The sequence below is a fragment of the Enteractinococcus helveticum genome, assembly GCF_020742345.1.
Classification (GTDB): domain Bacteria; phylum Actinomycetota; class Actinomycetes; order Actinomycetales; family Micrococcaceae; genus Yaniella; species Yaniella helvetica_A.
In genome coordinates this window covers 1-11,744 of sequence record NZ_DYXC01000168.1, presented here as the reverse complement: position 1 = coordinate 11,744, position 11,744 = coordinate 1, and the positions used below count along the sequence as shown (strand labels likewise).

Sequence of the window (11,744 nt, the reverse complement as noted above, 5' to 3'; positions counted from 1 at the left end):
AAGGTTCTGGTATTTTCTGCCTTTGCTGACACCGCAGACTACCTTTACAAGAACCTCGCCCCGGCGCTAGCCACCGCAGGGCTAGAGACGGCCGTGATCACCGGTGGTAACCGCGCGCAGACCACGCTGGGCAAAGGCTACGACTTCCAGCAGATCATGTCGATGTTCTCCCCACGCTCTAAGCAGCGTGACGTGATTATGCCTGGTGAGACCCGTGAACTCGATGTGCTCATTGGCACCGATGTCATCAGCGAAGGCCAAAATCTTCAGGACTGTGACTACCTTGTAAATTACGATATCCACTGGAACCCGGTTCGTATCATCCAAAGGTTTGGGCGTATCGACCGTATCGGGTCCACTAATCAGGTCATCCAATTGGTGAACTTCTGGCCGGACATCTCACTAGACGAGTACATCAACCTCAAGGAACGCGTAGAGAATCGGATGGTTATCGCCGATATCGCGGGCACCGCTGATGACAATGTGCTTACTCAAGAAGGTACAGATGCTGCCTTCCGTAAGGAACAACTCCGGAAACTCCAAGACGAAGTCATTGAGCTCGAAGACGTTCGGACCGGTGTCTCTATCACTGACCTGGGGCTTAATGACTTTCGTATGGACTTGCTCGGATATATCAAGCAGTACGGCAATCTTTCGACAGTTCCGAAGGGATTACATGCCGTCGTCCCCGCCGATCCTGACAAAGGGCTGGTGCCCGGTGTGATATTCGCATTGCGAAACGTCAACGCCGACGAATCTCAGTTGACTGCAAAGAACGGGAACCGTGGTAACCGTCTCCACCCGCACTACCTCGTCTACCTCGACGAGGAAGGACAGGTGATCGCCGACCATACTGAAGCCAAGCACCTGCTCGACCTCCTGCGCACTGCATGCCGTCCCTACGACCAGCCAGTGCCTAACGCAGTTGGTGTATTTAATGAGTCGACACAAGACGGTGCCGACATGAACCAGTACTCTCAGCTGCTGACGGATGCAATCCATTCGATGATTGAAATTTCCGAGGAGCGCGACATTGACAGCTTGTTTTCTCGGGGTCCCACCACCGCGCTGACTCAGACCATAGCCGGACTCGATGACTTTGAACTCACAGCGTTCATTGCTGTGGTCGATTCCGTAGAGGAGGCGACTGCGAGTGCCTGACCTGTTGTATCAGTGGCCAAGCGCAGCCTACTTTGGGCGCCGGGTTCCGAAGGAGAAATTTTACGAGCGTGCCAACGTCAATACGGCTCTGCGGGAAATATTCGTCGCAGAGATCGATCATGTGGTTTGGGCATATGACTTGGCACAGACAACCATCAACTTAGTGGGCACTGATGAGGTTCCCGACATTGCGGTATTCCAAGTGAAAGCTAAGGGCTCGGACGTTTCCGAACAGGTGCTCAGCGCCGTTGATAGGTCAATGCCGCGTCCGCTCATCTTCGAGATCAACCGCGATGTCGCAGGTAAGCGTGAGACACGTATGGTCGCAGCCCACAAACAAATCGGTGCAGGTGCCCCAAAGATCAGTCAGTACTTCAGTACCAGTTGGCAGCACGCTGACACAGAGCGCCAACCGTTGCCGACCGCGATCACTTTGCCAGCTCTTTATACTGCTCTGCTCGAACCGCTCACTGAGATCGAGGTTCAAACCGGCGAAAGTATGGCTGCGGTTGCTGACAGACTAAAGGCTGTGGGCAAGCTCGAACGCGAAATCAAGGCACTGGAGCGCAAACTCAACAACGAGAAACAGTTCAACCGTAAAATAGAACTGCGCCGAACTCTTAAAAGCAAACAAGCACAGCTGGAACAGCAAAGGTAAGTCCCATGGAAAAACTACGTGTGACATCGCAAGATGTAACTCAAGCGAACATCAACAAGCTTGCCGAGCTGTTCCCATCCGTCATCACTGAAACTGTCGACGCTGATGGTAACCCGCAGCGTGCAGTCGACTTTGACTTGCTACGCCAAGAACTTTCCGACCATATCGTCGAGGGCCCACAGGAGCGGTATCGGCTCGACTGGCCTGGAAAACGCGCGGCAGCGTTTGCCGCCAACGCGCCCATCGCCAAGACTCTTCGCCCAGTACGAGAAAATTCGGTCGACTTCGACACAACCAAGAACCTCTTCATTGAGGGCGACAACCTCGACGCACTTAAGCTTCTGCAGGAGTCTTACCTCGGTAAAGTCAAACTCATCTACATCGATCCGCCGTATAACACTGGGCGCGATTTTATCTACGATGACGACTTCGCCGAATCAACCGAGTCGTTTCTTCGCCGCTCGGGCCAGACAGATAACGAAGGCGTTCGGATGGTGGCGAATAGTGATGCCAACGGTCGCTATCATTCTGACTGGTTGAGCATGATGTACCCACGTCTTAAGCTCGCACGAAATCTCCTGAAGGATGATGGAGCAATCTTTATTTCCATAGATGACCACGAAATCGACAACCTTCGCGGGTTGTGCGATGAAGTCTTCGGTGCGCAGAACTTCGTCTCCCAAATCATCTGGCAGAAAGTTTTTTCTCCCAAGAACTCCGCTCAATGGTTTTCGGAAGACCATGACTATATCGTTTGTTACGCACGTGACAAGCAACAATGGAGGCCGAATCCACTTCCGCGCACTGCGGAAATGGACGCAAGGTACAAAAACCCTGACGGCGACCCAAAGGGGCCGTGGGCATCGTCTGATTTGGCGGCGCGAAATCGCTACGATGCTGGGCTATACCCGATCGAGACACCGAGCGGACGAATCATTCCTGGACCACCAAAGGGAAGCTACTGGAGGTTTTCCAAAGCTCGATTTCAAGAGCTTGCTAACGAGGGCAGAATCTGGTGGGGCAACGGTCCGGACAGTACCCCAAGGCTTAAGCGCTATTTGTCCGAGGTTTCTGATGGACGCACTCCACAAACTTTCTGGCCATACTCCGAGGTTGGCCATACTCAGGACGCCAAGAAGACACTGCTGAAGTACGTGCCGTTTGAGCACACGGAGAATGTGCTTAACTCGGTAAAGCCCGTTCAACTCATCCAGCGCATACTCCAACTTTCCACAAACACGGATGACAGCGACATTGTTCTTGACTTCTTTAGCGGCAGCGGAACGACCGCGCACGCCGTCATGGTCCAGAATTCAATTGATGGCGGAGATCGTCAATTCATCTCTGTACAGATTCAAGAACCGCTGGAAAAGCCCGAGCCAACGTTTGACTCGATTCTCGGAATGAGCCTTGAACGGCTCAGAAACGTGGCAACGGAACTCTCTGGGGAGTTGACATCTCCAGATATCGGATACCGGCTCGTAAAGATTGATTCCACTAACATGTCCAACGTGACCCGGGAGCCAGACGCTACTGACCAGCTCGTGCTTGGTGAACTTGAGCGCAGTGTTAAGCGCGATAGATCTAGCGAGGATGTCCTATTTCAGGTCATGCTCGACTGGGGACTGGAACTTACAATGCCCATTCAAAAGGAAAAAGCCAATGGTTTTGATATCTACAATGTTGAGGAAGGGGCTTTAATGATGTGTGTCAAGTCACGCGAGAATTGCTCTCTCTCTCTCTCTCTCTCTCTTCAGCAGCCATTGCGATCGCCGATCGCAAGCCGCTTCGCGTTGTGTTCCTCGACGAGGATTTCGCGGACGATGCGGAACGCATCAACGTCGAGCAGATCTTCCGCGAAAAGTCGCCATCGACCGAGGTCAGGGCGCTGTAGATGCTTACTATGGCAACGGCCTGCCATCGTGGCAGAACAAGTTCGCAGGTCATTCTGCTCTACGTTTGGTGGTGCAGCATGATTGAGAAGCTGCGTATGACATCACCAGATTTGGCAGAAGCTAACATCGACAAACTTGCCGAACTGTTCCCAACCGTTGTCACAGAGACCCTTGATGCTGAGGGGAACCCGCAGCGTGCCATCGACTTCGACTTGCTACGTCAAGAACTGACCGGTCGCATCGTCGACGGGCCACAGGAGCGGTACCGCTTGGACTGGCCTGGGAAACGCACTGCGGCTTTCGCGGCTAATGCACCGATCGCCAAAACGCTTCGTCCCGTCCGTGAGGAATCGGTGGATTTCGACACCACGAAGAACCTGTTCATTGAGGGCGATAACCTCGACGCCCTGAAGTTGCTTCAAGAGTCCTACTTGGGCAAAGTCAAAGTGATCTACATCGACCCGCCTTACAATACCGGGTCGGATAGGTTTGTCTACGAGGACGACTTTGCGGAGGATGCCGAGGCGTTCCTTTTCCGTTCTGGCCAGGTGAATGAAGATGGTGAGCGAATCACCGCCAACTCAGATACGAGTGGGCGGTTTCACTCCGACTGGCTTAGCATGATGTACCCGCGTTTGAAGCTCGCCTGGAACCTCTTGACTCCAGACGGGGCAGTTTTTATCTCGATTGGCGATGCTGAATCCGCGGCGCTGAAACTCCTTCTTGATGAGGTCTTCGGCTCTAAAAACTTCGTTGCTACCGTCATTTGGCAGAAAGTCTATTCGCCGATGAACAGCGCGACGCAGTTTGCGTCGGTTCACGACTACATCCATGTATATGCCCGCAACGCGGCGACGTGGACATCGAATCTCTTGCCACGCACGGAGGAACAGAACGCAGCATACAAGAATCCTGACGGTGATCCCCGGGGTCGGTGGAAGGCGGCGGATGCAACAGCAGCGGCCGGTCATGCAACGCCGAGTCAGTTTTACGAGCTATCGACACCAACAGGTAATGTTTTTACTCCACCTCCTGGCCGAGCCTGGCTTTACACGGAACCACGCTACCGTCAAATGATTGCGGACAACCGTGTGTGGTTCGGTTCCGACGGCCAGGGGCGACCGGCAATTAAGCGCTTCCTGACTGAAGTTAAACAGGGGCGAGTCGCTCAGACTTTTTGGCCATATGACGAGGTCGGTCATAGTCAGGATGCGAAGAAAGAATTGCTTGCGCGGGTGCAGTTTTCAAATGGCGATACTGTCTTCGACACACCGAAGCCGACCATGCTTATTAGGCGAATACTCGCGCTTGCGACCGAGCCGAACAGTGATGACATCGTCATGGATTTTTTTGCAGGGTCAGGAACAACTGCCGATGCTGTGATTCAGCAGAACGCTGAGGACGGGGGTTCTCGTCGTTTCATCCTAGTTCAATTGCACGATCACGGAGACGGCAGGAAAAGAGGTATCCCCGAAGTTGCCCGAGAACGTGTCAGGAAGGCAGGTCAATCGATTTCTGACGCTGCGGGTCTCCATGTATCAACCCTTGACGTAGGTTTCCGCTCGCTCCATATCACAACAACCAATATGGTTGATGTTCGTAGGTCCCCTGACGTGCTGGAACAGTCTGAGCTTAATCTCTATCAAGGCAGCGTTAAACCGGATCGTTCGAGCGAAGACCTACTGTTCCAGGTGTTATTAGACTGGGGACTTGAGTTATCACTGCCGATAGTTCGGGAATTGGTTGACAACCGTGAGTTGTATTCCGTTGATGACGGTGCGCTGATTGCCTGCTTCGCGGAGTCAGTATCTCCGGAAGCTATCCGAGCTATTGCCGAACGTAGCCCGCTGCGTGCTGTCTTCCGTGATGACGCATTTGAGTCTGACGCGGCGCGCATTAATGCGGAGCAGATATTCCGTGAAGTGTCTCCGTCCACCGAAGTGCGAACGATCTGAGAAACGCCATGACCTTGATGAATGATGAACTCACCGAACTTCTTCACCGGCTGCTTACTGGATGGGAGAACGAAGTTGTCGAGTTTAAGGAGGCTGCGCGTCAGTTCTCCGTGGACAAGACCGGTGAGTATGTCTCAGCACTGAGCAATGAGGCAAACCTTCGTGGTGTCAGTGCGAGGTGGCTTGTATTCGGCGTTTCGAATGATCACAAGATCGTTGGCACGACCCATCTCGTTGATAGTCAGCAGCGGCAATCACTCAAGCAACACATTCATCAATCAATTGATCAGGGACTTACGATCCGCGAGGCTCACGAGGTCACCATCGATGAAAAACGGGTGGTGCTGCTGGAGGTGCCTGCCGCCCCACAAGGTATTCCGATCTCGTGGAAGGGTGACTACCGCGCACGCGCGGGCGAGAGCCTCGTGCCACTCACACTCGATAAATTGGATGAGATTAGGCAGCAGACTATTGGTGCGGACTGGACCGCCCTCGTCGTTCCTGAAGCAACGATTGCTCATCTTGATTCGGCCGCGATCGCCCGCGCACGTCAAGGCTTCGCGGAGCGTCACGCGCCGCGTCTCCGTGCCTCCGATATTGCAGCATGGGATGATGAGACGTTTCTCTCTAAGGCGAGGTTAACTCGTGACGGGATGATCACGAGGGCCGCACTTCTACTTCTTGGTGCTGACACTTCCACGCACCTTTTGACTCCGCATCCAGCTCAATTGACCTGGAAGTTGGTAGGCGAACAGCAGGCTTATGAGCACTTCCGGCTACCATTCCTCCTCAATACCACGGCGCTGGCCAATCGAATCCGGAATGTACAGCTTCGACTCTTACCGCCTAATGAACTGATATATCGAGAAATCAACAAGTACGACGAACGCAGCATTCTGGAAGCACTTTACAACTGTATTGCGCACCAAGACTATGCGCAGAACGCTCGGGTCATCGTCACAGAGCACTCTGACCGCATCGTATTTGAAAGCGTCGGCGAGTTTTTTGACGGCACGCCCGATGACTACGCACTCGATGAACGTACCCCGCGCCGATACCGCAATCCATTCCTCGTAGAGGCAATGACGGAATTAAACCTCATCGATCATATGGGTTATGGCATTCACCGAATGGTTCAAGATCAGGTTAGACGCTTCTTGCCATTGCCTGACTATGAACTCAGCACACCGGATGAAGTGAAGCTGACAATCCCCGGAGCAGTGATCGATGAAGCATTCTCACAACTGCTTATGATGCGCACAGACCTGCCACTCGAAGATGTGCTTGCGCTTGACCGTGTACAGAAGGGGCTGGAGATCTCGCGTCCTGCGAATACCCGCCTACGCAAAGCAAAGTTGATTGAGGGGCGGGGGCGCGGTACCCGGATAAGTTCGGCAGTAGCGGCGGCTACTGGTCAGAAGGCTGACTATATCCGTACCCGTGCGCAGGATGATGCTCACTATGCTCGATTCGTCGTCGACTTTCTCACTGAGTACGGTGGCGCATCTCGAAAAGAGATTGATGAGCTCCTCGGCAAATATCTTTCAGAGTTGCTCGGCGAGACTCAAAGGCGTTCGAAGGTGACTAACTTGCTGACGCGTATGCGCAAAGAGGGAACGATTTATAACGCTGGGACGCAACAAAAGCCGCGATGGAAACTTGTTTAAAAACCGTCCTAATGACCTTATTAAAACAAGATTTAAACAAGCAATCTGGCTAAATTCCGCGATAAACTGCAGAATTACTTGTTTACAGCATGTTTGTGAAGCCGGACCTTGCAGAAAGAAAAGCAATCAATGAAGCTCCAATTCAAAGTACAGCAGTACCAGACCGATGCTGTCGATGCCGTTGTTGAGGCCTTCGCTGGCCAGCCTAAACACGACGGTATTTCTTACCGGATTGATCCAGGTCGGATAAACCCAGTGACGGACCCTGCTCTGTTCGAGACAGACGACCGTCCGGACGCCGGTCTCCGCAACGCCGAGCTTGCCCTGTCGGCTTCCCAGATATTGGGAAACGTACATGCTGTACAGCGGTCTAATAACCTGCCATTGTCGGCAAAACTTGTTGATAGCAAGGCAGCCCCTGGAGCTCCAAACCTAGATATCGAGATGGAGACTGGTACTGGCAAGACCTATGTCTACATTAAGACGATTATGGAGTTGTACAAGCGATATGGCTGGTCGAAGTTCATCGTTGTTGTCCCCTCAGTCGCGATTCGTGAAGGTGTGAAGAAGACATTCGACGTAACTGCTGAACACTTCCAGCAGCTCTACGGCACTAAGCCACGCTCGTTTATCTATAACTCCTCCCAGTTGCACGAGCTGGAGCGCTTCAGCTCTGATGCCGGGGTGCAGGTAATGATCATCAATATTCAGGCATTCAACGCGACGGGCAAAGACAACCGCCGTATCTATGACGAACTTGATGATTTTCAGTCCCGCCGACCCATTGATGTGATTAGCGCTAACCGGCCGATTGTTATCATCGACGAACCTCAGAAGATTGGGGCTCCTAAGTCCTTGGCGGCGTTGGCGCGATTTAACGCGCTGATGATGCTGCGGTACTCCGCAACTCACAAGGTTGAGCACACCAAGGTACATCGCCTGGACGCACTGGATGCGTACAACCAAAAGCTAGTCAAACAGATTGCTGTCCGTGGTATTACTGTCAAGGGCTTGGCGGGGTTCACGGCATACCTCTACCTCGAGGCAATTGAGATTGCGAAAGGCGCGTTGCCACGGGCACGGGTCGAGATCGAGGTCCAGACCAAGACTGGGATCAAGCGTCAGGTCAAGCGGGTGGAGAAGGGGACGAATCTCTACGACCTCTCTAACGGGTTGGAAGCTTACCGCCCAGACGGTAAGTCCTTGGTCGTCGTCGATATTGATGCGAACCGTGACGTGATTGAGCTGAGTAACGGTGACATCGTGTTTGCGGGACAGCTTGCTGACCGTGACGTCACGGAGGACACCAAGCGCCGCATCCAGATCCGAGAAGTCATCCGTGCTCATCTGGACAAGGAGCGTGAACTGTTTAGCCAGGGCATCAAGGTGCTTTCCTTGTTCTTCATTGATGAGGTGGCGAAGTACCGCGACTACTCCCGAGAAGACACATTAGGCGAGTATGCGCGAGTGTTCGAGGAAGAGTACACGCTGATTCGCGATGAGATCCTTGGAGAACTGCCCATTGACGAAGCGACTACTGCTTACCAGGCTTACCTGCGTCGTGACGAGATCCGAGAAGTTCATCAGGGTTACTTTTCCATTGATAAGAAGTCCAAGCACCAGATTGATGGCAAGATTTCTGGCCGCGGTGATGATAAGGGGCAGTCCAGGGACAAAGATGCCTACGAACTGATTCTCAAAGACAAAGAACGACTGCTTTCCTTTAACGAGCCCGTGCGGTTTATCTTCTCCCACTCAGCACTGCGTGAGGGTTGGGACAACCCGAATGTGTTTGTCATGGGGATGTTAAAGAAGAGCGACAATACGGTATCTCGACGTCAGGAAATCGGACGTGGTCTCCGTTTGGCTGTTGACCAGCGTGGTGAACGTATGGATGAAGCAACGATTGGCGCTCGGGTTCATGACATTAATGAACTTACTGTAGTGACCGACGAGTCCTACACCGAATTTGTCGATGGCCTCCAGAGGGAACTGTCAGAATCCCTGGCTGCTCGCCCACACAAGGCCAGCGTCGAATTTTTCAAGGGCAAGACGATCCAGACCACCGATGGCGAGTCGATCGTGGAAGAACAACTGGCTCGAGCCCTCTACAACTACTTGGCACGCAATGACTACATCGACGATGACGGCCAAGTCACATCAACATACAAGGAAGCCAAGTCAGAAGGGACGCTCACAGTTCCGACTTCAGAGGTATTGCTGCCGATGATGGACTTCGTCTGGCCGTTAGTCGACTCGCTGTATATGGACGTGCCCAAGCCTACAGACGACCGTAAACCAAAGAAGATTCCACTCAACGAAGAAAATTTCGCGCGTAAGGAGTTCCAGAGCCTGTGGGGCCGGATTAATCACAAGGCGATCTACCAAGTCGATTTCGACTCAGACGAATTGATCCGTAAAGCCGTCGACCACATAGATAAGCACCTCAACGTTTCATCCATGCAGTACGTCATTCGGGCTGGTAAGCAACTCAGCGACCTCGAGGTTGACGATCTGTCCAAGGGGACAGGATTTGAGGTGTCGAGCACTAAAACCGTAACCGAGGCGGTGACGTCTGGCTCGCAGGTGAAGTACGATCTTTTGGGTGAAGTCGCCGGAAAAACGAAACTGACTCGCCGTACGGTCGCAGCTATTCTCCAGGGCATTCGACCAGAAACATTTGGGAAGTTCCGATTGAATCCGGAACAGTTCATCGCCGAAGCTTCACGGCTGGTCAATGAGCAAAAGGCGACGGTCATCGTGGAACACCTCGCGTACGACGCACTGGACGAGACCTTTGACTCGGCGATTTTCACTGCTAACCAGTCCAAGCAAGATCTCACCCACGCTGGCGGTAAGCTTTCGAAGCACATCTACGACTACGCCGTGACCGATTCCAAAATCGAGCGGGCCTTCATCAAGGAGTTGGATACCAGTACGGAGGTTGCTGTCTATGCGAAGCTGCCACGCGGGTTCTTCATCCCGACACCAGTTGGTGACTATAACCCGGATTGGGCGATCGCGTTCAAGGAAGGCACCGTTAAACACGTGTACTTCGTCGCAGAGACCAAAGGATCACTTTCAACTCTCCAATTGAAAGGCGTCGAGGATGCAAAGATTGAGTGCGCCCGCAAATTCTTTGCCTCGCTCAACAAGAAGAGCGGAGATGACGTCACCTACGACGTGGTCACCGACTACACCGAGCTAATGCAACTCGTGGGGGCATGACGGACGCCATCGCACCGGACCCCAAGACTTTCTAGTTTTCGGGGTTTGGGCTTTCCCTCTTGTGATGTACCTGGTAAAGCAGCTGCAGCCTGTTGAGCAGCTTGTTCACCCGTGGCGTTATTCAACAATTCCGGGGACGTTGTCAACGTTGAGCGTTAATGCGGCCGGGCTTTATAGCGTTCGGCGCATCTCGGGCTATTTGTGATTGGCTTTTCGGCGGTTGAGGAACCGCCCGATGGCGCGGCGGCCGAAGAGTAACAGTGCGGACATGGTGATGGCGACGATGAGGAAGCTGTAGTGCGGCAATGAAGAATTCACGAGTGCCCAGAAAATCATGCCGAAGATAATCGCGGAGGCCCACACAACCAGGCCCTGCATCCAGATGTTGTTGGTCTTGAATACCCACGTCAATATAGCCCAGCCGATGACTGCGCCGAGTGCCCAGGGCCAGAAGGCATCGAAGATGCCGCCCAAGGTGACGGGTGGGTGAGCGAAGCGCGCCAAGACGGCGAAGACGGCAATGGCGATGATGTCATAGGTGAGCTGCTTGGTCATTGTGTTTCTTTCTCATTATTAGGCTCATTATTGGGAATGCTCAGCGAGGATAGGGTTAGTCCCTTGCGGGCATAGTGCCAGAAGTAAATTACCCAGCCGATGGCGGTCATCAGGGCAAAGGAAATAAGTCGGTAGATGACCGCGGCGCTGGTGGCTTCCACCGCGGTCATGCCGGTTGCCACCAGCGTAGCGATGATTGCCGCTTCCACCGTGCCCAGTCCCGCCGGGGTGATTTGTGCGGAGCCAGCTAGCTTCGCGGTGATATAAGCCAGGGTTACACCGGCGAGGGTGGTTTCATTGTCGCCGGCATTAATCCATGGGATTGCGCCGCTGACAGCCCACACACATGCCCACAGGGCAACCATGTCAAAAAGGCGGTGGCCGAAAGACAGCGCGGATACGGAGAGGAATTGATACCGCGATAGGTGCACTTCTTTTAAGTTGCGGGCTTGTTCAACCAGTCCGTCGCGCACTTTGCCTTTGATAATCTTTTGGCGCTTTAACCAGCGCTCTACTGTGCGGGGATTGTTGGTGACCCAGAATAGTCCGGCGAGTAGCAAAACCATTAGCACCAGGGAAGTTATCAGTGCGCCCAGGCCTATCGATGCGCGCAGCAACATCACCC

Annotated in this window: 8 protein-coding genes; 6 read left to right on the top strand and 2 right to left on the bottom strand. The window is 53.3% G+C overall.

What is annotated here, in order from left to right:
- The 6 genes from K8V32_RS14270 to K8V32_RS14245 all read left to right on the top strand — a co-directional run.
- Window positions 1-1,161 (top strand): C-terminal helicase domain-containing protein (locus K8V32_RS14270; protein ID WP_303908990.1); only part of this gene is annotated, 1,161 nt, incomplete at its 5' end.
- Complete coding sequence (locus K8V32_RS14265) at window positions 1,154-1,819, top strand: DUF4391 domain-containing protein (protein ID WP_303908987.1); 666 nt, start codon at window positions 1,154-1,156, stop codon at window positions 1,817-1,819. The genes K8V32_RS14270 and K8V32_RS14265, both read left to right, overlap by 8 nt.
- Window positions 1,820-1,824: 5 nt before the next feature.
- The gene (locus K8V32_RS14260) at window positions 1,825-3,795 is read left to right on the top strand and encodes a site-specific DNA-methyltransferase (RefSeq protein ID WP_303908984.1); all 1,971 of its coding nucleotides are present in this window, start codon (window positions 1,825-1,827) and stop codon (window positions 3,793-3,795) included.
- Window positions 3,792-5,669 (top strand): site-specific DNA-methyltransferase, encoded by a 1,878-nt coding sequence (locus K8V32_RS14255; protein ID WP_303908981.1) that lies wholly within the window; start codon window positions 3,792-3,794, stop codon window positions 5,667-5,669. The genes K8V32_RS14260 and K8V32_RS14255 overlap by 4 nt, the downstream gene beginning before the upstream one ends.
- An 8-nt stretch (window positions 5,670-5,677) precedes the next feature.
- Window positions 5,678-7,336 carry an RNA/DNA-binding domain-containing protein gene (locus K8V32_RS14250; RefSeq protein WP_303908978.1) on the top strand — a complete coding sequence of 553 codons (1,659 nt, stop codon included), beginning with the start codon at window positions 5,678-5,680 and terminating at the stop codon, window positions 7,334-7,336.
- 108 nt (window positions 7,337-7,444) lie between these two features.
- Window positions 7,445-10,564, top strand: coding sequence for a type III restriction-modification system endonuclease (locus K8V32_RS14245; RefSeq protein WP_303908975.1), 3,120 nt, complete (start codon window positions 7,445-7,447; stop codon window positions 10,562-10,564).
- Window positions 10,565-10,759: 195 nt separating this feature from the next.
- Here K8V32_RS14245 and K8V32_RS14240 read toward each other — a convergent pair whose 3' ends face one another.
- On the bottom strand, window positions 10,760-11,119 hold the full coding sequence (locus K8V32_RS14240; protein WP_303908969.1) for a DUF3054 family protein: 360 nt from the start codon (window positions 11,117-11,119) through the stop codon (window positions 10,760-10,762).
- Window positions 11,116-11,744: lysylphosphatidylglycerol synthase transmembrane domain-containing protein (locus K8V32_RS14235; RefSeq protein WP_303908966.1), on the bottom strand; the 629-nt coding region annotated here is incomplete at its 5' end. The genes K8V32_RS14240 and K8V32_RS14235, both read right to left, overlap by 4 nt.

What these genes read in the sequence shown, in the direction of transcription:
- K8V32_RS14260 (WP_303908984.1), top strand. Translation starts at nt 1,825, where the DNA reads ATGGAAAAACTACGTGTGACATCGCAAGATGTAACTCAAGCGAACATC.
- K8V32_RS14255 (WP_303908981.1), top strand. Translation starts at nt 3,792, where the DNA reads ATGATTGAGAAGCTGCGTATGACATCACCAGATTTGGCAGAAGCTAAC.
- K8V32_RS14250 (WP_303908978.1), top strand. Translation starts at nt 5,678, where the DNA reads ATGACCTTGATGAATGATGAACTCACCGAACTTCTTCACCGGCTGCTT.
- K8V32_RS14240 (WP_303908969.1), bottom strand. Translation starts at nt 11,119, where the DNA reads ATGACCAAGCAGCTCACCTATGACATCATCGCCATTGCCGTCTTCGCC.